General features: G+C 43.5%; 21 protein-coding genes. 5 read left to right on the forward strand and 16 right to left on the reverse strand.

Going from position 1 to position 23,480, the window contains the following annotated elements; all coding sequences use genetic code 11:
• Positions 1-3: 3 nt before the first annotated feature.
• The 6 genes from K5609_RS17765 to K5609_RS17790 form a co-directional block, all read right to left on the reverse strand.
• Positions 4-255 carry an acyl carrier protein gene (locus K5609_RS17765; protein WP_221074801.1) on the reverse strand — a complete coding sequence of 84 codons (252 nt, stop codon included), beginning with the start codon at positions 253-255 and terminating at the stop codon, positions 4-6.
• Between the two features lie 6 nt (positions 256-261).
• Positions 262-525: a phosphopantetheine-binding protein gene (locus K5609_RS17770; protein WP_221074802.1), complete on the reverse strand. Its 264-nt coding sequence runs from the start codon at positions 523-525 to the stop codon at positions 262-264.
• A complete protein-coding gene (locus K5609_RS17775) occupies positions 522-1,292 on the reverse strand; it encodes a lysophospholipid acyltransferase family protein (RefSeq protein ID WP_221074803.1) in 771 nt (256 codons plus the stop codon). Before K5609_RS17775 ends, K5609_RS17770 begins: the two co-directional genes overlap by 4 nt.
• Entirely contained in the window at positions 1,285-1,968 is a 684-nt protein-coding gene (locus tag K5609_RS17780) for a beta-ketoacyl synthase chain length factor (RefSeq protein ID WP_221074804.1), read from the reverse strand. The genes K5609_RS17775 and K5609_RS17780 overlap by 8 nt, the downstream gene beginning before the upstream one ends.
• A gap of 151 nt (positions 1,969-2,119) precedes the next feature.
• Positions 2,120-2,635 carry a 4'-phosphopantetheinyl transferase family protein gene (locus tag K5609_RS17785; RefSeq protein WP_221074805.1) on the reverse strand — a complete coding sequence of 172 codons (516 nt, stop codon included), beginning with the start codon at positions 2,633-2,635 and terminating at the stop codon, positions 2,120-2,122.
• Between the two features lie 79 nt (positions 2,636-2,714).
• Entirely contained in the window at positions 2,715-4,520 is a 1,806-nt protein-coding gene (locus tag K5609_RS17790; protein ID WP_221074806.1) for a coiled-coil domain-containing protein, read from the reverse strand.
• A 343-nt stretch (positions 4,521-4,863) separates the two neighbouring features.
• Here K5609_RS17790 and K5609_RS17795 point away from each other — a divergent pair, with 343 nt between their 5' ends.
• Positions 4,864-6,090, forward strand: a complete 1,227-nt coding sequence (locus K5609_RS17795; RefSeq protein WP_221074807.1) for a hypothetical protein — start codon at positions 4,864-4,866, stop codon at positions 6,088-6,090.
• A 163-nt stretch (positions 6,091-6,253) separates the two neighbouring features.
• Entirely contained in the window at positions 6,254-8,146 is a 1,893-nt protein-coding gene (locus K5609_RS17800) for a putative ATP-dependent zinc protease (protein ID WP_221074808.1), read from the forward strand.
• Between the two features lie 52 nt (positions 8,147-8,198).
• Here the strand turns inward: K5609_RS17800 and K5609_RS17805 are convergent, their stop codons facing one another.
• Positions 8,199-9,968, reverse strand: coding sequence for a phospholipase D-like domain-containing protein (locus K5609_RS17805; RefSeq protein WP_221074809.1), 1,770 nt, complete (start codon positions 9,966-9,968; stop codon positions 8,199-8,201).
• Positions 9,969-10,181: 213 nt separating this feature from the next.
• On the opposite strand from K5609_RS17805, the gene K5609_RS17810 reads away from it, so the two are divergent.
• Positions 10,182-10,910 carry a substrate-binding periplasmic protein gene (locus K5609_RS17810; protein ID WP_221074810.1) on the forward strand — a complete coding sequence of 243 codons (729 nt, stop codon included), beginning with the start codon at positions 10,182-10,184 and terminating at the stop codon, positions 10,908-10,910.
• Positions 10,911-10,917: 7 nt separating this feature from the next.
• On the opposite strand, the gene K5609_RS17815 is transcribed toward K5609_RS17810, so the two are convergent.
• The 6 genes from K5609_RS17815 to focA form a co-directional block, all read right to left on the reverse strand.
• Positions 10,918-12,189, reverse strand: a complete 1,272-nt coding sequence (locus K5609_RS17815; RefSeq protein ID WP_221074811.1) for a cation:proton antiporter — start codon at positions 12,187-12,189, stop codon at positions 10,918-10,920.
• A 205-nt stretch (positions 12,190-12,394) separates the two neighbouring features.
• Positions 12,395-13,579, reverse strand: coding sequence for an AGE family epimerase/isomerase (locus K5609_RS17820; RefSeq protein ID WP_221074812.1), 1,185 nt, complete (start codon positions 13,577-13,579; stop codon positions 12,395-12,397).
• A gap of 2 nt (positions 13,580-13,581) precedes the next feature.
• Positions 13,582-14,568, reverse strand: coding sequence for a carbohydrate kinase family protein (locus K5609_RS17825; protein ID WP_221074813.1), 987 nt, complete (start codon positions 14,566-14,568; stop codon positions 13,582-13,584).
• A 151-nt stretch (positions 14,569-14,719) separates the two neighbouring features.
• Positions 14,720-15,133 carry an alternative ribosome rescue aminoacyl-tRNA hydrolase ArfB gene (gene arfB, locus K5609_RS17830; RefSeq protein ID WP_221074814.1) on the reverse strand — a complete coding sequence of 138 codons (414 nt, stop codon included), beginning with the start codon at positions 15,131-15,133 and terminating at the stop codon, positions 14,720-14,722.
• 107 nt (positions 15,134-15,240) lie between these two features.
• Complete coding sequence (locus K5609_RS17835) at positions 15,241-17,688, reverse strand: EAL domain-containing protein (protein ID WP_221074815.1); 2,448 nt, start codon at positions 17,686-17,688, stop codon at positions 15,241-15,243.
• 973 nt (positions 17,689-18,661) lie between these two features.
• Positions 18,662-20,185: a formate transporter FocA gene (gene focA, locus K5609_RS17840; RefSeq protein ID WP_221074816.1), complete on the reverse strand. Its 1,524-nt coding sequence runs from the start codon at positions 20,183-20,185 to the stop codon at positions 18,662-18,664.
• 187 nt (positions 20,186-20,372) lie between these two features.
• Between focA and K5609_RS17845 the strand changes: the two genes are divergently transcribed.
• Positions 20,373-21,278 (forward strand): LysR substrate-binding domain-containing protein, encoded by a 906-nt coding sequence (locus tag K5609_RS17845; RefSeq protein ID WP_221074817.1) that lies wholly within the window; start codon positions 20,373-20,375, stop codon positions 21,276-21,278.
• Positions 21,279-21,635: 357 nt separating this feature from the next.
• Here K5609_RS17845 and K5609_RS17850 read toward each other — a convergent pair whose 3' ends face one another.
• Positions 21,636-21,842 carry a glycosyltransferase gene (locus K5609_RS17850; protein ID WP_221074818.1) on the reverse strand — a complete coding sequence of 69 codons (207 nt, stop codon included), beginning with the start codon at positions 21,840-21,842 and terminating at the stop codon, positions 21,636-21,638.
• Positions 21,843-21,867: 25 nt separating this feature from the next.
• Between K5609_RS17850 and K5609_RS17855 the strand changes: the two genes are divergently transcribed.
• On the forward strand, positions 21,868-22,104 hold the full coding sequence (locus K5609_RS17855) for a hypothetical protein (RefSeq protein ID WP_221074819.1): 237 nt from the start codon (positions 21,868-21,870) through the stop codon (positions 22,102-22,104).
• Between the two features lie 110 nt (positions 22,105-22,214).
• Here K5609_RS17855 and K5609_RS17860 read toward each other — a convergent pair whose 3' ends face one another.
• Together K5609_RS17860 and K5609_RS17865 are read right to left on the reverse strand one after the other, a co-directional pair.
• Positions 22,215-22,550, reverse strand: coding sequence for a DUF3634 family protein (locus K5609_RS17860; protein WP_221074820.1), 336 nt, complete (start codon positions 22,548-22,550; stop codon positions 22,215-22,217).
• A 336-nt stretch (positions 22,551-22,886) separates the two neighbouring features.
• Entirely contained in the window at positions 22,887-23,465 is a 579-nt protein-coding gene (locus K5609_RS17865) for a YceI family protein (RefSeq protein ID WP_221074821.1), read from the reverse strand.
• Positions 23,466-23,480 lie beyond the last annotated feature (15 nt).

Genomic DNA, 23,480 nt, shown 5'->3' on the forward strand with positions numbered 1-23,480 from the left:
TTTTTAAGCAGCATTACTAACTAACTGCTCTAAAGCGTCAATGACATCAGCCACTGTTCTAGCAGACTTAAACTCATTCGGTTGTATTTTCTTACCAGTTAGTTGCTGCAGTTTCACAACTAAGTCGACTGCATCAATACTATCCAAATCTAAATCTTGATAAAGGTTAGCTTCCAAAGAAATATCTTCCTCAGCTACCTCAAACTCGCTGGTCAAGATGTCTTGTAGCGCTTGATAAATTTGTTCTCTATTCATAGTAACTTACGCCGCTTTTTTTTCTTGTTCAATAAACTCAGCCAGAGCCTTTACACTGGAAAAGTGTCTTTTTGTATCTTCAGAGTTGGCATCCAATTTAATTTGGTACTTTTTCTTTATCGCTAGTCCAAGTTCTAATGCATCTATTGAATCTAAGCCTAAACCCTCTACAAATAGAGGTTCATCGGTTTCAATATCAGAGATCTCAACATCTTCTAGTTCTAGTGCTTCAATAATAAGTTGTTTAAGTTCCTGCTCTAATAAATTCATTGGCAGTTAAGTTCCTTGTAAAAGTGTTGCTGTAAATATCTAGTTAACGCTCTTGCTTTCCGTGAATCACTGTTTTCGTCTTCACAAACATCTTGGGCGAAAATCGTATCCCCTATATCCAACGAGAAATGCGGTTTTTGTGCCGGTATTGAGTACCAAGGCTCTGACTTAGTTAAAGTAGTAGGTGACACACGAATCGTCACAGGTAAGAAATCAACGGCACAGCGCAACGCTATATTTGCCGCACCTCGTTGCATATTTAGGTCTTCACCTGGGGTAGTTCGAGTCCCTTCGGGAAAAATAATAAGACTTGCCCCCTTGGCGAAGCTACGTTGACAAGCACTTAAAACTAGTTCGGGCTCGGCTCCATTTTTAATGTAGCCCGCTGCAGAGATAATCATCGACATACATGGATTTCTCCACAAGCTTTGCTTAACAATACAACTAGTCTCTGGTAAATGGGCAATTAACAACACTACGTCGATAAGCGATGGGTGATTAGCAATCACCAGCTTCCCAGCAGAGTGCTTTAGCTTCTCTCTGTTTGAAACCGAAACACTAAGTACTCCCAAAAGTTGCATCATTTTTACAAATGACTTAAAAATGAAATGCACGACGAGTTGATTACGAGCTGTTTTATCTTTTGAAGGCAAGATGTACAACAGCGGAAATAAGGTAATAGAGAATAAAACGCCCAAAGCACCAAAGCTGAAGAATGAAAAAGCAGTCATTACTAAACGCCAATAATACCCCACTTGCTTACTCATCCTTCAAATCCCAAATCCACTTTTGAGCTTCTAACTCTAACTCAAAGTAATCTTCTGATTTAGATAGTGCAGCTATAAGCTGACTAGCTAAATGCCTAGGTGATTTTAACGAGCTATTGTCATCCGCAATTAACTTAGCATGCCAGCCAAATTCAGCAGCGGAGAGGATACAAGCAAACGCCGCAAGCTCTTCTTGCTCGTCAGCGTACGCTTTATAAATTTCGGGTAAAGGCTCATCGACATAAACCAACAAAACCTTTTCTTGGTAGCAAATTGATTGACTAATAGCTTCAACAAAAGCCATTGCTAGAGAATTTCGTCCACTAGTGACTACCGTCGATGGCGCAGTATTCTTCTGGTTGATCGAATACAACCCGCTTGAAGTATTATAAACAGACTGACTAAATTTAGCGGGGGACAGGGGTGAGCCTTGAGTTAGCTCTAATAGTAAATCTAAAGTGCGGTGAAGCTCACCATGGCGAGAAGAAAAAACGCTTCGAATCGCTCGGGGATTTGGAAGTATGTCTAAAATAACCCTCAATGCCATTTTACTTAAAAAACTAAAGCGTCTTCTTTGCATAGGGGGGATTTCAGGTAACTGGGGGGTAGCTGCTACACCATCGTTAATAGTGGAATTCCAACTAGTCCAATTTTCAATTTTAAAAACAGCGTCCATACTACAACTTAAAAAATAAAATTAACGACAACGTTAAGTCACTCCATGTGACTTAATATTTACAACTTTTACTTCAATTATAACCAGTCTAATTATTTCGATTAATTGTATCGTTTAAGCCATAAAAAAGCACTAAGTTTGGATGAAAACCTTAGACGTGAGCGATGGTTAAAGCATAACCTATTGGAGCTATTGAGTTTTTCAACATAAGTCCCTTATATACTCTCTGTTTACAGCAAACCACCGGTAAAGACTTCATATCGGATGGTGTTTGACAGGAGAACACCTTCCAAGCTGCTTCTTTTCTTGTCCACCATTGGTAAAACTCAGCTAAACTTGTCGGCTCAATAGGTTCTATAGAATGGCGTATTTCGAGCCACATTTCAGCATATGGCCGAGGTTTAATTCTTTCAATATCTATTCCACAAGGCACAAGGCAAGCCATAGCAGCAACATACTCACCACTATGACTTAAACTTAAATAAGCCTTTTCGTTTATTTCTTTATCAATAAAAGGCTGCCCGAATTTATTTCTTTTAATACTTCCATAAGAAATAGACTCATCAAGTAACAAACTCGCACAGTCAGCCAAGCTCTGATTACAAAATTGTTTAAACTCAATACGCGTTAAATCATTAGGCACTTCGCTAATGATTACTTCATTCATAGTCAAAATAATATTTTTGCATTAACAATTGGCATATATATATACCCACCAAGAAACACTCGCGTAACAATTATAAAAACTAAGCGGGAGATTTAGCCTTGGCTTTTAAAGCTAACTCCAACTTGTCATTGAGTGTTACGTTCACTTGGCTAAGTTGACTAATATCTTGGTGTGCTTCAGCAATTTCTCGTTGTAACTGACGATTAGCTAACTCACCGGCTTTTAGCTTGTCTTCCAGCTCGTTTAGTTGCCCCTGCAGGTTGCCGCTGTCAATTTGAGCATCAAGGATTTGCTCATCTAGCTGGCTCAAGGCTTGCTTAGTTAACGAGTGCCCTTGTTGCTCTTTTCGGTAGTTAGATTCGAGCGTTACCAATTGCTGCTTCAGCTCTTTAAGTTGATGCTCCTTATCTAATAAGCGGCTATCGGTATCTGCCATGCTATTGCTTAACTCAAGCTGAGAGTTAGCTGCTGCAAGTTGCTTACGAATTTGATCTAACTCGGAAGTAGCTTCTAGGTATTTAGATTCTACTTTTTCTACTCGCTCACGCAGCTCCTGTTCTTGTTGCTGCGTTTTCTCTAGTTCTGGAAGTACTTGCTCTAGCTGAGCTTCTGCGCTTCGACTCACAGTATCTAAAGCCTGTTTATCACCACGCAACTCTTCTAGCTCTTGGTTCACAATCTGTTGTTGCTGAGTTAACTGTTGAATTGTTTGGGCATCTTCTAAACAACGCTGCTCTAATGCTATCAGCTTTTGAGAAAGCTCTTCTTCACGTTCCGCTGCGGCTGCTAATTCACTGCCATCAGCAGCTTGTTCTTGTAGCTCAGAATGGGCCTTCTTAGCTGCGGCTAACTCTTGGCTTAGTTGCTCGACTTGTTCAGTTAGTTGCTGCTGCTCTTTACGCTGCTCGTCACTTTGCTGCTGTAATGTTTGGCTTTGCGTATCCTGCTCTTGCAACTGTTTCTGTTGTTGCTCAAGCCTTGTTTGTAGCTCTTGATTGGTCGCCTCTAAGCCTTGCTTAGTTTTCACCAAGCTAGTCATTCGTTCACTGACATCACAGTGTTCTTCGGTAAGCTGTTTGGTTAGCGCTAACTCTTTGTCTAGAGCTTCACTCATTTCTCCCAATTGCTTGCGCAAAGCCTGTTCCACTTCAGTTTGCTGTTGCTGGGCTTCTTTACCATTTTGCTGGTAAGCCTCTAGCTCTTGTTGATTCTCTTGTAGCTGCTGCTCAAGTTCTAGCTTTGCTACCTGCAAGGTCTGTAAGGTTTGCTGGTCATTTTCTGCTGCTTGTAGCTCAGCTTGAAGGCTTTGAACTTGTTGCTCAAGCTGTTGATACTGCTCCTGGTAGCTTTGAGTGCTTTGTTCGCTATCATGTAGGGCTCGCTGTGCGTCTTTAAGCTGCTGAACCTGCTCTTCACTTTGTTGTTTAGATTTATCTAGCTCACCAAAAAGCTCGCTAGTTTTGGCTGCCGCTTGCTCTAATTTTGCTCGTAGCTCTTGGCATTCTTGCTCGGCACTTGTTTGTAGCTTTGCGGCTTCATCAAGTTGCTGGCGGTGCGCAACAATAAGGGCCTCGCGGCCTTCTTCCCAGCCTTGCTGTTTTTCTTGAGTAAGCCGCTCGATTCTTGCCTCTGTTGATTGCTCTAACTGCACAAACCAATCATTTAATGAATTAGCAAAACCGTTCGGTAGTTGAGCAATAGCATGCTGCTGCTGATAAGTTTTAGTCAGCTGTTTTTGAGCACTGGCTTGAGCCTGCTCGATAAGCAGCTGAGAAGGGGGTTCTCCATTATGCTCGGTTAAAAAACCCACCAAGAATGCTTCATCAAATGAACCGCCTTCAGCGAGCATTTGGTGAACCAAGAAATCTATGTTTTCAGCGTCCATGACTTTTCCCTATTGAGCTTGTTCGCGACAAACTCAACACTGCTACTTTGGGTGGCAATCATAACCACCTATCACTATTGATTAGCGGCACTATACCAATCAGCCAATCTAAGGTGCAATCAACAGGCATTAAAACAGTTAAGGTAATCATACTATTGCTTCATATAAGCGAGTTAAACAATGCTTAGCCCGCAAAACCAAGTGATGTAAGTATCCTCTAATCGCAGCATTTATTTGTGTTTACAAATCTATCACCTAGTATCTAATTAGATAGATTAATATTGAGCTATTCAACTAGAAATAAGATCAATAATTAGCCTGATTAAAATTCTAAGGTATCGCTATGGCTGAAAAAGATCTGATAGAAACATTGCGGGGCTTTCCATTGGCTTGGCACTGGTCACGTAATAGCAGCCAAGTGCACTGTGATAAGCAATTGATAGATGCTTTGGCCTACCCCAACGAAGCGCAACTAAGCTTAAAACAGCTGGTGAACCGCTTAGAAGCTGAGCAAGTACGCTATTTACAACGCGCTATTTTTGATACGCAACACCAAGAGCATACCCTAGAGCTCAATCTCATTTTTAATATCAAACGAAAACGCTACGTTGGCCAGGTCATGATTTGGCGCGAGCTGGTCAATCAAGTAAACGGCTCTATTGAGTTTATTTTGCCTTTACTGGATAAAAGCGATGAGCAACAACTCATTCAAGAACACCTAGTCTCTGAATACACGCCAGCCATCATCTGTAATCAAAACGACACCATTATTTGGCTTAATCAAGCTGCCAGTATAGCGCTGCAGCAACCCAGTTATTGCTTACTTGCCAGTAAAATCACTCTTGCTGATAGTAATGAAAGTAGCACCCGCAGCAAAATAAAACGCCAAATTAAAAGCCTTGCTGGCCAACTGGTGCCGCTAGAAGCAAACTCAACAAGCATCCATACCAATGCTCCTAAACGGCGCTTTACTCTTTATCAGCTGATTACGGAATCAGAACCGATGTCAGCACAGCGAGTTTGGAATAGCGAAGCCAAGTTTGCCCAGCAACTGGCCTTGGCTCAAAAAAACTTAGCCAAGCAAGAAACTCTTATCGTATTTGCCTTAAAACTAGAAAGCCAAGATGAAACAGCAGCGCAACGATTAAAGCAGCAACTGTTGGGGAACTTGAAAAAGCTTAATCAAACTATATCAATAGTATGGCTAAACAAGGGGGCAATCTCTGGTTTCTTATCTGCCCCAAAAAGACTACAAGCTATTCAACAGCGTTTAGAGCAAGCCATTAATCAACTACTCGAGCCTAATGAGCAAGGCAATATGGGAGCAATGCATAGCCAAATCGGGGTATCGGTAATGGGTATCGATGCCAGCAATAGCCAACAGGCCATCAATCATGCACAAAAAGCCATGATAAACGCTAAGCCAAAACCGCTAGACCAACTTGCCCAACAAGCCAGCTTTTTTGACTCGCGTTTAAACCAAGCACGAGATAAGCTCAATCAATCTAAGGTTCCAAACAACAATAAGCCGAGAAATAAAGGCGACCTGTACATCGATCTTAGTGACTAATCTTAGCCGCACGCACTCTACTTTTGATGATACTGAAGCAACCAAATAGTTTGCTATCTAAATACGGCAACTTATTAAAAAAACTCACTTTATTCGCTACATGGCGCTATGATTAAAGGCATTAAGTGCTATAACAAATATATCTTTATTGAAAGAAAGGCCAATGATGAAATTTATTTCCAGAACTCTCATCTCTTTGCTGTGCTTAGTCGCCACGCAATCTTACAGCTTAGCCACCTCTCTAGAACAAAGTCCTTTCTACAATAATGGACCGCATTACCACCTTGACGACAAACTGGTCATGGGTCGAATAGAGTTTATTTACTATGCTAATGTTGACTCGCTCAAGGGGGTGGGAGTTCCGGCTAAAATTGACACTGGCGCCGATACCACTTCCATTCACGCACTCAACATAACTATTCGCAGCAGCAACCCCAAGTTTGCCGACTTACAGGGCGAAGCCTTGCTTAAAAGCATTGCTGAAAGTTTTGGCGACCCAAATAGCGAGTGGTGGTTAGACAGCTTTGATACGCCCGAGCGCAATATCAATGCCACAGTAAAGTTTGATTTAATTCACCCGCATACTGGTGAAGCAATTACTTTAGAGCGACCACTTGCTAGGCTCAGTGGTATTCAAGGGCGCGGAGACCACGGCATACTCTACCGCCCAGTAGTTGAGCTTGCCTTATCTTCTGGCGATATTACCGTAAACACAGCGGTAAATCTTACCGACCGCAGCGCCTTCTCCTACCCCATCTTAATTGGCAAAACCTTTTTGCGAGAGCAAGCTTGGGTGGACTCCAGTTATGACTACTTACAGCAAGAGCCCGAAGCAAAGATCATCAGTAACAAAGAAACCGCGTATTTAGACGACCTTCCTTTAGCAATAAGTGTGTCTCTGGCAAATCGACGTACCAGCTTAAACGCAGCGAATATAAAGGTAGATAAAGACCAACAGCAGGTTAGCTTTGAGGCAGTTGGCAAAAACAACAAATCCAAAGCTTATACGCTACCGCTGCTTAAAATGTTGAAGATTGGCGATAAACACCATCCAATGGTAAACCTGCCTATTAGCATTGGCCAAGAAGTAAAACACATAGAGTTATTGCTACGCGATCGCTCAAAGCGTTCCAGCCAACTACGCCTTGGTACAGAAGCACTAAATCAGCACTTTCTTATTGACTTGAGCGCGGAGTTTTTAGCTGACAAAGCGCTAAAATCGGCCATGGACTTTGCAAACAAGCCACCATTAATGATGAGCCCTGAAGAGCAAGTCACCATTGATGATGTCACCTTTAAAGCCGAACCCTCTTTTGCGGTAAGTACTTCTTTAATGAGAGTGAAAAGCTTAAAAACACTAGAAAGAAGCGAGCAAAATAACTCAATAGCAGCTTTCTCCGCCAGTGATATGCATAACAAAGTCTATGTATTTGAGCAGCCAATTGACCGGAACATTGTTGTGGGTGAGGTCACTCGCCCGGTGATTACACCTAAGATCACGCTCGCAGGTAAAAACTACCAAACTGACATAGCACTAGAGTTAGCCAATAAAGACGAGCAAGAAGAACTGTTGATCGGCGAGAGTTTTGCTGATGGCCCTATATGGGTAAATACTCGTACCAACAATATTTTTGATAAAAGAGCAGTTATTCGTGCCGGTTACGTAGAACAAGCCGAGGTAGAAGGCCTATCGATTCCGGTGAAACTGGACACCGGTGCCGATGTAAGTTCGATGCATGCCGAGCAAGTAAAACGCTTTGATAAAGACGGAAAAGCGATGGTGACATTCACTTACCGCAATAACGACGGTTTAGAACAAGAGTTCACCCGAGAAGTGGTTGATGAAATGACCATTAAAGCTCGAGTGGGCGAAAAAGCTAACTCTCGCCCGGTAGTAATGATGGAGGTTAAGCTAGGAGAGGTAACAGACACGGTGCGAGTTAACCTACAAAACCGTGAGAACTTTAGCTATAGCATGATTCTAGGCAAAAACTACTTACGTAATGGCTTTGTGGTAAGCAGCGACGTCCGCTTTATTCTTAGCAAGCAACCATAAACAAGTATCATCAAACATAAAAAAACGGCCCTGGAGGCCGTTTTTAACGTTATTAAAACTGATACTTGAGCCCGGTTTTATCCAAGATTTTATAAATACCGCGCTGGCTTTTAGTGGTGCTCCCCTTCATTCCACCTTGGTCTCGTAGTTTTTGGCGCATTTCAAGCCATTCGCTACTACCCCAACGAGAAGACTGCGACTTAAGTAGCTCAAACTCTTGGTTTAAACGCTCTACCAAACTTTCGCCCTGAAAGAAGAAGCCCACTTCGTTGTTGTAAAGTAAGGAGCGAAAATCGAGATTGGTCGTCCCGACAAATGCAAACTCATCAACCACAATAAACTTAGCGTGCAGTTTACCGTAATAGGTCTCGCCACCTAGCGACACCGCATCGGGCTTGCCCAATTGATAAAAGAAAATTCGAGGGTGATTAACTAAGGCTTGCCACTCTGCTGATGCTATAAACTCTGGGTTATGCTCATGTAAATCTAAGTCTGACTCTAACCAAGTTTCGGTCATCTCTTTACTCATCAGCATCGACGGTACGGTATGCATGTCAATCACAGCTTGAGTGAAAAAGTTATCACTGCTCAGCACAGAGTTAGTAATCACTTCTATTTTACGCTCGGGATCTTTTTCCAACCACTCCAACGTAGTATTAACATCCTTCTCCAACACCCCTTCATCTTTTAACAAGTCAGATTGCAAGAACAGGTAAGGCGAAACCACACGAATAGTCGTGAGTTCGTTGTCTTCGTCACCATAGGCTGCCCGCGCCAAAATGCCACTAATGGAGTTAGCATTGGCTTTTTTATTCGTGCTGTAATTACTCACTAAATCAGTAGAACTTAGGTTATCGAGTTCATGCGCAAAGCGGGTAACAACCGCAGAGAAGCCCTCCTGTAAGTAACTATCAATAGTTTGATAGGCTCTTGCAAATTCGGCACTGGCTTTTAGCTCTGCCAAAGTGTCTAAAGATTGTTGCATCCTGGCGGTGTAGGGAAAAGTAATCGACAAATTTTTATTACCGGGCTTCGAGAACAACACCGAGAAATAGTATTCACTTAATTGTGCTGGTGAGCTTTTTGTATCGGCATCAGCCAAGGGACGAATCAATACTTCTAAGTCCTTAAAGGCATTTGGATCGGCTTCGCCGTGGTGGTCCAATCCATAGTAATGTAAAGAAACATTACGTCCTCCTGTCATCACCCAAGCTATATCAGGGTATGCACCATCCACAACCAATAACTTATCGTGAGAGCGACGGTTTGCATCTGATCCAAACTGGGTAAGTGCATTAAACACCACCGCCTGAACACGGGCCTGATTAATGGTCACCTCACCATTACGCGCCTTTACAAATCCAGCGTTTTTAGCACACTCAATTAAACCTTTTAAGTCTCCGTGCTCCATGCTTAGTGAACCTAAACTGTCAACCATAATGCGCACGTCAACACCGCGCTTTACTGCCTCGCAGAGCGCTCCAAGTATGGCATCACCCGAGAGGTCGGGAGTAAAGATATAGTAAGCGAGGTCGACGCTATGCTGTGCCTGTTCAATAAGGTGGATTTTGATGGCTAAACTTTGGATGGCTTCTTCGGTGGTGGAACCAACAACTTTAACGGTTGCCTGTTGGTTGGGTAGCTCAGATTCCGAAGCCAACTTCAAATAATCTTGCTCTAATTCATCCGCTGCGCGCCAACGTCTATCGTCTAACTGTTGACGAGTCCATGGGTCATCTATCGCATAGTCTGGTGGTGTAATTTGAGCTGAACATGCTTGCAGCATCAACGCAACAAGCAACACACATCCCTGTTTAGTCATTAGCAACTTCCTGTTGTATCAAGACAATCTAATCTAGGCTATCAGAAGCCTAGCTACTTTGCTTCCCGTGTATAAATCATACTGTACTTAATCACTTAGAGCTTTTCGTAATAGACGCTCATAATTGACAGCTAAATCTTTATTAACTCGCTGTTTTTAAAAGCATAGGCTATTTTTATAGAACAGTTCTTAATTTAAAAGAGACTCCGATTAATGCGCCCAATGCTGGTATTATTGCTATTGCTTAATACTTTACAAAGTAGCAGCCTGCATGCCGATACCGTTACCATTTACAGCATCGATGCCCCCCCCCTTACTATGCTTAACCCTAAACTAGCAGGGATTGTTGGTGATGTTGTGATTGAAGCATTCACCCGCCTAGGTCATAAGGTGTCACTGCAAGAAGTCCCTTGGAAGCGTGCTCAACGCATTACCAGTGAAGGTGAAAACCTATTTATTATGCCACTGGCTTTATTACCCGCTAGAGAAGAGCACTTTACCTGGGTAGCTTACATCATGGATTTAGAACGCAGTTTTGCCACCACCGAGCAGCGCATAAACAACTACCAACAAGCCAAGAACCAGCTCGACAAAATAGGCGTTGGACAGGGCTCGGCACAGACTCAAATTTTACAGGACGAACTCTTTGATGATAGCCAAATCGTAGAGCTTAAAATTGGCCCCGCTACTGCGAAGATGTTGCAATTAGGACGTATTGACGCGTGGTTTAATGGCACTCCAGAATCTATTTGGTATTGGAACCAACAGTTTCCAGAGCAAACATTAATTATTGGAGACCCTGTTGCCAGTAACTTACTGTTTTTAGCTGCATCAAAAAAAACCGATCCTAAGCTGGTTCAGCAAGTTGCTATCCAAGTCCAGCTGTTACACGACGAAGGTTTTGTTGAAAAAACCAAACAGCGCTACTTAAATCCCCAGTAAGCACAGCTTAAGAGTCATAAGCCTTCGATTTGTTAATTAGCGGAACAATGCTGGCCCCTTGCACCAAAATTGAAAAAACTACCACTGCATAAGTCATCACCAAAATCATCTCACGAACGTCAATATTCTTTTCGGGTAATACCATAACCCCTGCAGGTACCGACATCGCCATGGCCAAGGCCAAACCGCCCCGCAAGCCACCCCAAGTTAAAATGGGCACCGACATAGGGTTGTATTTTTTAACCAGAGAGAAACCTAAATAAGGAAGAGCTACACTGACTAAGCGGCTTAGCAAAACCAAGGGAATAGCCAATAACATTAACCACAAATCTTCTAAATGAAATACAAAGCTGATTAGCACTAGTCCTATGAGTAGGAACAACAGATTATTTAAGAACTCTTCAAGTACATGCCATAGGTGATCAAAACTTTGTTTACTGGCTTGGGTAAAGTGGCGCTCACGGGTGATATTGCCAATATAAATGCCAGCAACCACCATTGCCAGCGCCCCCGATACTCCTAGCTGCTCTGCAAATACAAAACCGGCCGTGGGAATAGCTAAGCTCACCAATAGTTCTAATGAGTCATCCTCGGTATGTTTGATCAAATAATTGGCTATCAAACCTAGTACAAAACCATAAATCACCCCACCACCCGCTTCATGTAAAAACAGCCAGGAAATAGCAGGAACACTTACGCTTTGATGGGAAAAGGCGATACCAAAAACCGACACAAACATCACCAAACCAAAACCGTCGTTAAACAAAGACTCGCCTTCCACTTGAATCGCTATTTGCTGCGGCGCATTCATCTTCTTAACAATAGCGAGCACTGCAATCGGATCGGTAGGTGAAATAAGCGCACCAAATAACAGGCAATAGATAAAATCCAAAGGCAAACCGATGTAGGGCAATAGCCACCACAATAAGCTTGCGACTAAAAAGCTTGATAGCAAGGTTGAAAACAGCGCCAATATGGCAATCTCAAGGCCTTGGCTGGCCAAGTGCTTTAAGTTTATGCCCAAGCCACCAGCAAATAGCAAAAAACCTAACATGCCGTGCAGCAATAGATTCTGGAAGTTAATTGCGTTAATCGACTCGATAAGCTGTGGCAAGGAATTAAGTAACCCTGTCTCGCCTAGCAAGATCATAAGTAGCGACAAAACAATAGAAGCGGCGGTGATGGTAATAGTTGATTGCACAGAACCCACTCGACTATTGATATAAGCAATCAGCATAGCCAAGGCGGCCAAATAACACAGGCTGTAATAAGTTTCCAAGCCGCAAGTCCCTTTAACGGGGCAGTGAATACTGCCAAGTAGATGTGCTTTTAGTATAGGAAGACCATCGCTAAACAAACAACGGTTTAGCCCACAACAGCATTAACACTAATTAAAGGGCTAGCAGACTAAGCAGCATTTAAAGGAATAAAAAAGCCAATAGCCAAGCAGATTTAGTTAGCTATTGGAGAATTGAGTACGCCGCTTAGGCTCGCATGGCGCGCAGTACTTCTAGGCAGGCACCAATGGTGTGGTAGTCAATTTTTGCTCCAGGCCTTGCAACAAGCGGATCTTGTACTTGCCCTTCTCGGCTTAATACTCGCCACCAAGGTTTATGCTGCGCCTCGCAGAAAAACTGCCAGCTATACTTCCACAGGCTGTCGTAAGCGCTCCAATACTCTTGCTTACCGGTTGCGCTTGCTAACAAGGCAGCTGCAGCAAATGACTCTGCCTGTACCCAAAAGTATTTTTCATCGTCACATACAGCACCATCTGGCGCTATGCCGTAATACAAGCCGCCATATTGATGATCCCAGGCTTTCTCCATGGCAAAGCCGAATAACTTCTCAGCACAGGGAATTAGCCACGAAGCTTTGTGGTGGCGAGAAAGCATGACTAGTAATTTAGCCCACTCGGTTTGATGGCCGGGCTGAAAGCCCCATGGGCGATAGAGGTTTTTGGGATCATCACGATTAAAATCCCAATCCACCTGCCAATCTGCTTGGTAGTGCTCCCAAATCAATCCGTCGGTGGTGTAGCCTTGGCGTAAACAAATGTTTTGAGCAATAACAATGGCGCGATGCAAATAGCGCTGCTCTTGAGTTGCTTCATAGGCGGCAATCATCGCTTCACAGGCATGCATATTGGCATTTTGCCCTCGATAATCACTCAGCACTTTCCAATCAGCGCTAGCTTCGTCGGCGTACAGGCCCCACTCGGCTTGCCAAAAGCGTTGCTCCATCAACTCAAAAGTCGCAGCCAACTGCTGTTTGGCACCAGCTCGGCCCAGTTTAACAGCGGCCGAATACATCAACATCACAAACGCCAATCCGTAGCAAAGGTTACTTTTGTCAATTGGGCTGTCATCATCTAGAACCCAGTTATAAGCTTGGCGCTTGGGGTCAAAATGCTGTTGTTCAACAAACTTGAAACCATGATCAGCCAGCTGCAAATACTCGGTATTATTTTCTTGTAAGCCAACATGGGCGAATATGTAGGCCAAGCGCGTGGAACTCACCAACTGCTTTAGGCCTTTCTCTTGCGCGTCGCCGTTAGGTGCTAAAGCTTGAAAATAACCACCTTGTGGATCAATAGCATGCTGCTGATAAAACTGACTAAGCGCGGTAACATGCTGCTCTAAAAACTGAGAACTACGAAAAACCGGAAGCATGGCTACTCCTCGTTGTGTATGAATGCTTGAATGTCTGCGGCGCTGGGTAATGCACTCCAAGCGCCCCGTTTAGTTACTGCTAACGCACCTGCTACCACCGCTGCTTGTAAGGCTGTTAGCAGCGGGGCTTGCTGCTCAATTGCCTCAACTAAGGCTGCAGAGTCGCAAATCTGCAGTTCAATGAGGGATGCTAACCAAGCGCCGGTAAAGGCATCACCCGCTCCGGTAGTATCTGCCACGCTAACTGTTGGTGTAGCTAGGCTAGTTTGCCAATTCGCCGTTAGTAACTGCACGTCGGCAGCACCGTCAGTTAGTAAAATAAGGCTAACACCTTGTTCAAAAAGCGCAGCCGCTAAATTGTCTACTTGGCCAAGTTTACTAAGGTAATCCCACTCTTCTTGGCTCAGTTTTAACATATGACTTGCCGAAGCCGTTTGCATCACCCGCTGAAAAAGCTGCTCGGTATTTTGCCAAAGTGGTAGGCGAATATTGACATCAAAACTGACCAACATTCCGGCCTTGTTAGCCGCCTTGACCAGTTCAAAAGTCGTATTTGCAATACCGTCTTCAGTAAGAGTATTGGAGCAGATATGCAGTATTCCGCCACCCTTAAGTACTTGGCTGGGGAAATCATCTAATTGCAGCTTAAGATCTGCTGTATTACTGCGCTGAAAGCTAAAGCTACGTTCACCCTCGGCATCCAAGCTAACAAAAGCCATAGGCGTGGCGTAGTCTTGGCTACTTAACAAAAAATCACAATTCACCGCTTGGCGTTGCAAGCAATCGCGCAGGTAGTGCCCGGCGGCATCATCACCAATTTGGCCGAGCATTAAGGCTTTATGGCCTAATCCAGCAACGGCCACTGCCACATTGGCGGGTGCACCACCAGGGTATTGTCCATAAATGGGAATGTCTATTTTACCTTGGCGTTGAAACTCCAAAGGGATCCAATCCACCAATACTTCACCAAACGCGAACAGCTGCGACATTGTGTGTCCTCATTGAAAATAGCTAGTCAACGTTACACATAAATACCGCAGTCGTCAGCTGCTAGCTTAAAGATTATTGCAGTTTTCTGAGGTTTTCCGAGCGAGGTCACTAGCTGAATAGGCAGTTCAATAAACTAATGGTGATTTAGCTTTAGTGAGAGACTTTACCGCGTAATTGCTTAGTGTGGCCACGCTGCGTTTTTTTATCCATGCGACGACGCTGGGAGCCAAAAGTAGCCTTGGTAGGACGTCGTTTCTTTTGCACAACCACTGCACTAAGGATTAACTCTTTTAAACGTTGTAAGGCATCTTCTTTATTGCGCTCTTGAGTGCGGTGGCTTTGCGCTTTGATGATCAATACGCCGTCTTTACTAATACGCTGGTCGTTAAGTTTTAGTAAGCGCTCTTTATAAAATGCCGGCAAACTTGAATGGGGAATGTCAAAGCGTAAATGAACGGCACTAGATACCTTATTTACATTTTGCCCACCAGCTCCTTGAGCGCGAATAGCACTGAGCTCGATTTCCCATTCACCTAAACTAACGGTATTAGATATTTGCAGCATGATTATTCAGATAGCCTTTGCGCCTAGAAGCAGCCATTGTAACAAACTGCGGCTCAAGGCAACATGACAGTTATTAAGCCGACAATACTAAAAATGATGATTTGCAATCAACGCTTCTGCGGCAACAAACATGTAGTAGTGTCGCTTAGCATTAACTCAAACTCGTCATGCGGCAGAGGCTTGGCAAACCAATAGCCTTGCGCGAAATCACAACCTGCTTCTCGTAGTAATTTAGCTTGGCGCTCGGTTTCAATTCCTTCGGCAATAACATGAATACCTAACTTGTGCGCCATAACCACAATTGCCTTACACACAATTAAGTCATCACCATCTTGCTCAAGATTATGAATGAACATCCGGTCAATTTTTAAGTATTCAATATCAAATTTTTGCAGATAAGCCAGTGATGAATAGCCAGTACCAAAATCATCCAAGGCAACCTCTACGCCAGCTTTACTAAAGGCTAGCAGCTTTTCATTCACAACCGGGCTGTTTTCCATTAACAAGCCCTCGGTGATTTCCATCACGACATCGGCGCTCGATAAGCCAGCCTCAGAAAGCTCAGTAAGCCATTGGTTAACATCGCACTCCGCTTCATAATACTGCTTAGGAGAGGTATTTATGCTCAGTTGAATTGGCACTAAGCCACGTTCCTTCCAAGCTTTTAGCTGAGTAACAGCAGTGCTAAATACCCAGTTGCCAATTTCTACCACCACACCGGTTTCTTCGGCAACATGAATAAAGTCGCTAGGGCTAATCCAGCCTTGGCTTGGGTGCAACCAGCGCACTAGTACTTCGGCTTTAAGCAGCTCTCCGGTATTCAAATCCACAATTGGTTGATAGTGTAAATGCAGCTGCTTTTTGGCCACCGCTTGGCGTAAGTCATTAGCTAACAAACGACGTACTTGCGCTTGCTCTTGGAGGGACGCGGTAAAGTAACTGAGTCGATTACGCCCTTCTTGCTTGGCCACATACATGGCTTGGTCAGCATGCTTTAGTAGGTCATCGATTTTTTCACCATCATTAGGAGAAAACGCCACACCAATACTGGTTGAGATATACACCCTTTCAATGCCCAGCTGGAAGGGCGTACTTAAGGTACGAAGCACTGCCTCGCCAAGCTCTGCCACCCTATCACTTTGACCAGATTCTTTAAGTAGGATAATAAACTCGTCGCCACCTAAGCGAGCGACATGTTCACCCTGTAATATGCAATGCTGAATGCGCTGAGCAGCTATCTGCAGCAACATGTCACCCATGTCATGCCCCAGAGTATCGTTAATGCCTTTAAATTGGTCTAAATCTAACAGCATTAAACTCACTCGTTCAGTCTCTAAACGAGTGGCTAAGGCATCGCTAAGCAAGCGGTTAAGCATGCGCCGATTAGGTAAGCCAGTTAGCGGATCAAAATTGGCTTGCTGCCATACTTGCTCTTCAGCTTTTTTACGCACCGCCACTTCTTTACTAAGCGCTGCAGTACGTTGTTTTACTCGTTGCTCCAGCAAGGTTCTACTGGTGTAAACCTCACCCGCCATGGCATTAAACTTGGCGATTAGAGCGGCAATTTCAACCGGAATAAACCAACGTTTAGGATTAACAAACTTGCCCATTTCACCGTGAGAAATACCTTGGGCGGTATCAACCACTTGGCTAATTGGCCGCACGATCATACAGGCCAAATACCAACTTATTACGCCGACCACCAATACACAAAGTAAGCTAACAAAAAATGCATAGCGCTGAAGTTTTAACGAATAAGACTGTAGTTCGGTAATAGGTTGCGGAACAATAATCCCCCAACCGGTATTTGCTACTTTGGCATAGCCTGCAATCATATCGGCTTGTAGTGCCGGTGAATAAAACTCGCTCACACCAAAGTCATTGTCACGCATCAACACTACTGGAGCTAAACCAGAAAGATCTTTCGCTCGAATACTCCACTGCTCATTAGGATGCGCTAATACTCGCCCGTATTGATCAAAAATAGCCACATGTCCTAACTCACCAAAGCGCACTTCAGACTGACTTTCTAGCAGGTATTGGGTGCCCAAAGCGCCCATTAAGAAACGATCTTGGCCTTGATAAACGGCTAAAAATATCGTCGGTTGGGGTACTCCCTCAACCACTACCCCACTAAAATACACTTGGTTTTTACTTGCTCGAGCTTGCTCCATAGCAACTTGAACTTGCGCTGGAACGCTATTGAAAATGTTTAACTTTGATTCGCCATAAAAGAAACGCTGACCTCGTCCCTGCTGCCATTCAAACAAGGCATATAAGTTAATTTCTTCAAGTAGTGGTGATAGGTCATTATGAAAATGTTCAAGGCTGATTTGCTGATTAGCACTGCTAAAAATAGCCGCTGTATCGTTGGCATATCGAGCCAGCGCAGTACTTAAGTTACGCGCGATGAGTAAGTGCTTTTCATGCACAGTGGCGGTTTCATTTTGTTGAACTTGATGTTGAACCCAAGAGCTAACCATTAAGGTAGGCAGCAAAGCTGCAAACATACAAATAATAAACAGAATATAACGTAGAGAGAGCCGCCGATTCATCCTTGAGCCAGAAATGTTAAAAAATAAACGGCGATTTTACATGATATTCACCCATACATGAGTATATTTTTGCAAAAACAGCGCTTAATTGAGCAAGCACTTTTAGCCACCTTCACCCGAGCTCAGCTTAAGTCGCTCACAACCCAAAGGTTTAGCGCTTTCATTTAGCTTTTTGCTGATAAGCATCTACTGAGAACAACTGTTAGTTAATAAGCTTTATAGCGCCTCAAAACAACAAGCGTCGAAATCAAAATATTTGATAGCAACAAACAACAGGACAAAAGCTTGTGCCTTCAACATCGGCGGGTAAAAACTACTTACTCAAACAATTCATGAACCCCTCAAAAACAGTCTAGAGACTCTAGATAACTGAAATCAGCTAGTTTACTTCACCTTACAACCTCTGCCAAAGAGTTTGCGAGCAACTAGCTCCAGCGTTTTAACCCTCACTAATCAGCGATACGAAATCCAAATCAAGACAGGAATAAAACAAATAAACCACTTTAAAATAATCACTTAGATAAATAATCAATTTAAGTGATATCAAATTAGCCGAACTACAATATCCATCATGCACAAATGGTCAGCACAGGTATTCCTTGTTAATGTCTTAGTAATTGAAGCTCTGACAGCAATAAACGAACACATGAAAAATCATACAAGCACATGTTTAACAAGGAAAAATATTGTAAGTCTTATTCGCCCCGACCAATAAGCCTACCTATATAGTGGCGTTATCTTAGTGGGCGTATAGGTGCTAACTCTATTCTAATGAGAGTTGGACGTGAGTAAAGCAACAGCAAAGTTTGCTTAGCCTAGTTGCACCAACCTTCTTAAGTAACTATGAACGAGCAACAAAAGCTTATGTTAACGCTATTTCTTTGCCATTCACCCACAAAAAAGCAGCTACATAAATGCAGCTGCTCATCAATCTAATTTATAGCTTAGCTAGCAAGACTAACTAATGTAGTGCTTAGGCCACTGATTCAGCTACTTCAGCTCTAGGCTCTTCTAGCTTTACCGGGGCACCTAAAGCTGGGCGTAGCGCTTTAAGTACTTGGTGACGAGTAACCACACCCACTAATTTGCCACTGTCGACTACAGGGAAAACCTTCGGGCGGTAAACACTACTGTTACGTAAACGCTCTTCCAGAGGTTGATGAGTAGAACTTAGCAATACACCTGACTCAGACACAGGGTAAACTTGGGCAACATCAACACTCATGTACTCGGCTAATTTTAATAAGTTGTGATTAGGTGCCACAGTCATAATATCCTTTTGCATAATGCTTGCTACGGTAGTTGTACTTGGTTTGCTGTAATCTTCTAGCCACAACTTTCTTAAGATTTCTAGTTCTGAAACAAAGCCTTGCAGCTCATTGCTTTCGTTTACCACAACCGCCCCAGGTAACTCTTGAGCTAATAAAGCATCACAAGCACTTGCAATAGTCATGTCAGGGCTAAGTGCATTGTCGGCAGGAGACATGATGTCAGCGACTGTAATAGTTTTTAAGTTTTGCATAGTAGGTTCTCCAACAGGACCAGAATATTGATTTGATAAAACAGAAAATTTAGGACGTACCGGCTCAAGCTGACTACCTCGGCTATACACCGACCAGTAACCCAAGCCTACAATCACTGCTCCGCCAATAATGTTGCCGATAGTGACTGGTAATAAATTGTGTGAGGCAAAATTAGCCCAAGTTAAGTGCTCAAAAGCGCTGGCTTGAAGGCCAATCTGTGCCCAGAAGCTAGGCTCTGCCCAAGTTTTAATTGCAATGCCTAGAGGCACCATGAACATATTGGCAACGACGTGCTCAAAGCCTGTGCTAACAAACATCGCTACCGGTAGAATCACTAAGGCTGCTTTGGCGGCACTGGTTTTAGCGCTAAAGGTCATCCATACCGCCAAGCACACCAATAAGTTACATAACATGCCCAGCATCACTGCCTGCATAAAACCATGTTCCAATTTGTGTTGTGCTATAGATAAAGCGTTAAGCCCCCATTGGCCGTGATCGAGCTGGTAAAGCTTTGCGCCGCTTACCACCAGCACTAGCAACAACGCACCGACAAAGTTACCTAGATAAACTTTACTCCAGTTAGCTAGCATTGCTCTCGTATTAAGTAGGCCGTTGGCTCGGGGAATAATTGATAACACGCTACTAGTAAACAACTCACCGCCACATACCACCAACATGACTAAACCTAAGCTAAATGCTAAGCCACCAAGTAAGCGACTAACTCCCCAGCCTACACCCGCAGAACCCGTGGTCACCGTAATGTAAAAAACAAAAGCTAAACCAATAAATACACCGGCACTAAGCGCTAAACTCAAGGTTTTAGCAGTGGTATTAGTTGCCTTTTTATAAGCATACTGCTCGGCAAACTGAGTCATTTGGTCGGGGCTTAGCGCGGCTAATGAAACGCTCTCTTTGGGCGCTTCACTGCTTACTACTTTAGGAGTTGGCAATCGCTCCACTTGAATATGATTCATCTACACTAAAACCTGTAATAACAAGCAACTAAAGTCGCTAATGACTAAACGTGTTATTACAATAGCGAGAAAGCTTTGGGCGAGTAAGCGGATAATATTTATGAGCTATATCAAAACTTCTTATACCACCTATGTTTACTATACTTAGCAGCTAATAAAGCCTCTTAAAACAATTCTGGAGTCAGCGATGCGCTATTCTTTAAAGCAACTTACCGTATTTGAAGCCGTTGCAACCCACGGCAGTGTAAGTGCCGCCGCCGACAAACTCGCGCTCACTCAGTCTGCCGCCAGCATGTCTTTGGCTCAACTTGAAAAACTATTGGGAAAGCCCTTATTTGACAGGCGTGGCAAGCGGATGGTGCTTAGCCAGTGGGGCTTATGGCTGCGCCCAAAGGCCAAGCAATTATTGTTAGATGCTATGCAAATTGAAGAAGGTTTTGCCGAGCAGCACTTAGTAAGTGGTGAACTGCAGCTTTGCGCCAGCCAAACCGCAGCTGAACACTTAATTCCAGATCTCATCAGTAATATTGATAACAACTTTCCACAACTGCGCATTAGCTTTTCCGTAGAAAATACCGCTGAAGTGATTAATGGCTTAATTAACTACGATTACCAGTTGGGAGTGATTGAAGGGCGCTGTGACGATGACCGCATTGCTCACCAAGTATGGTGTAACGACCATTTGGTGATTGTAGCAGCCGCTCACCACCCTTATGCAAAATTAGAGCGGGTAAGTATTGCCCAGTTAGAACAAGCTCAGTGGGTGCTTCGTGAACAAGGAGCAGGCACCCGCAGAGTATTTGACAGCGCTATTCAGGGCACTATTGACTCCTTAAAAGTTCATCGAGAGTATGAACACATCCCGGTGCTGCGCTCCTTGGTAGCCAACACCAGCTATTTAAGCTGCTTGCCTTATTTAGATGTAATAAAGGCACTCGAGTTAGGTGAGCTGGTCAGGCTAAACGTACCAGAGCTAAGTATTGAACGTTCATTATCATTTGTATGGCGTAATGACACCCCCGAGAATCCACTTCGCGACTTAGTTATTACCGAAGCGAAACGTATGTTTAAAGTACTCCATCGAGACATATAACTAAAAGGCTTGCATATAAAAACAAAACCACCTAGATTAAATGATAATCATTATCATTTAATCTAGGTGGTTTATGAAACTCTTATGTCTTTTATCTAGCTTGATGAGTAGCAGCGCTATAGCACAAACAGTTCCCAAGTCAGAAGGGCTGAGCGAATGGGAATCGCTAGCAGTAGCTTTGTCACTAGTTGCTACTGCGGTATTTTGCCTATGGGTAATCCGCAAAATAAAAAAGGCGCTAAGCGCGCCCTTACTAAATAGCTTACCTAGTCATTGGCTAACAGAGCCAGTCGCTAGGAAGGCGCCAATAACAATAGTATCGAACTAAGCCATTAGCTGAATTAACTAACGCTAACACTATACGCTGGTACCAAAATCCTCATAAATCTCTTGGTATTGCTGCTGGGTGCGCTGCAATGAAAACTCATCCAAAACCCGCTGGCGACCGGCGCGACCAAACTCAATGAGCAGCTCTGGCTGAGCCAATGCCGTTTGGGTGACCTCCGCCAGCTTTTGGCTGTCATCAAAAGGATACAAAATTGTCACCCAACCAGAATCTATCATTATTTTTGATAACCTAGGCACCAGAATGGCTTGGTACGACATGAAGCTCTTCTTCCGTTGGCACCCTAAATATACCGAAGCCTCTTCGCGCCTTTTTGAACAGCGCTGGGGATACCGATTCTACTCCGAACAAGCTATGTATTTATGGGTATTTAGACGTAAGGTATTTTTGTTTGCGCGTTGGCTATATGTTCCGGTTAATGGGGCAAACATGGCAGTGCGTATTGTCGCCAAACTTCGCTCGTATATTAAGCCAGAGTGAGATCCCATCAAGGGAGTGGAACAAAAAGCCTCCCCTGCTCCTCTGAGTATGTTTTCTAAAGCCAAATAAAAAAGCCCGGCATAAACCGGGCTTTCTCTTTTTGTAAATTCTTAGTCTAAAGAAACACTACCGTTTATATCCGAAGCTTTGCTGTCATACAATTTATGAGGAAATTGTTTCTCCAAATAGATTTGATCAGACTGGGTAATGGAAGAAGAAAAGCGCAGCTTCATTTTTCCGTCACTGTTAATACCTTTTACCAAGCCAACAACCTTGCGGCCACGCATCATTTGACGACAATCGTGAACAAATGAACTTGGCACATGACCTTTAACCACGGTGACTTTTCCGGAGCGCAGTTCACACACAAAGGTGTAATGAATATGCCTCAAACGGTACACCAAAACTGCTAAAGCAATAAAGCCAATCACTATGCTGATAGTCAAACGAACACTCCCTGTGTTTAGTTGCTAGCCGAATAAAATCAAAGCTTTATTGGGCCTTGAAGTGAATAAACTCAACAAGGGTAATATTTAGCACATCGCTTGACTAGGTTTAAGTTCAAAATTTTGATAGCAATCAGTAATTTATGCTTATTCTGATAGCTTGATCAACAAATTCTTTACACATAACAACTTGAAAACATTTTCAAAAATTTGACAAAAGCGAACAATACTTGTCTAGATAAATAAGTTAAACGTACAGAAAACCAGCTCATTAAGAGTGAAAAAGTAGGCGGGGGAAAAGACTCGCTGCCATAGCAGACAGCGAGAAGATGAAGCTTACTTCTTAATACCTTCAATCACTAAGTCCATTGCTACAGTCGTAGACTTAGGACCAAGGTTGGTAGGAATGCCAAAATCCTTCATCACCAATTCGGTTGAACCAACAAAACCGGCACGATATCCACCCCATGGGTCTTTACCTTCACCCACTTTGGTCACATCAATCACGATATCTTTAGTCACACCACGCAGAGTAAGCTGACCATAAAGCTTGCCACCCTCTTCGCCATTAGCTTCATATTTGCTGCTGCTAAAGCTTGCTTCAGGGTATTGGTCTACCGCTAAAAAATCTTTACTACGAATATGCTTGTCACGCTCAGCGTGGTTAGAGTTAACCGATGTAGCATCAATTTTAACACTAACAGTAGTGGCTTCTGGAGCACTTTGATCATAACTAAAGTCACCGCTAAAGGTATCAAAGCGACCTACCACAAAGCTGTAACCTAAGTGGTTCACTTTAAAATTGATTGAAGCATGGGCACCGCGAGTATCGATAGTGTAATCGGCAGCGCTGGCAGGTAAGGCTAGGCCCATAGAACTGGCTAGCAATAATGCGGCTTTAAGTTGTGTTTTCATTGTCTGTCCCTTTAG

The sequence above is a fragment of the Agarivorans aestuarii genome, from assembly GCF_019670125.1.
Classification (GTDB): domain Bacteria; phylum Pseudomonadota; class Gammaproteobacteria; order Enterobacterales; family Celerinatantimonadaceae; genus Agarivorans; species Agarivorans aestuarii.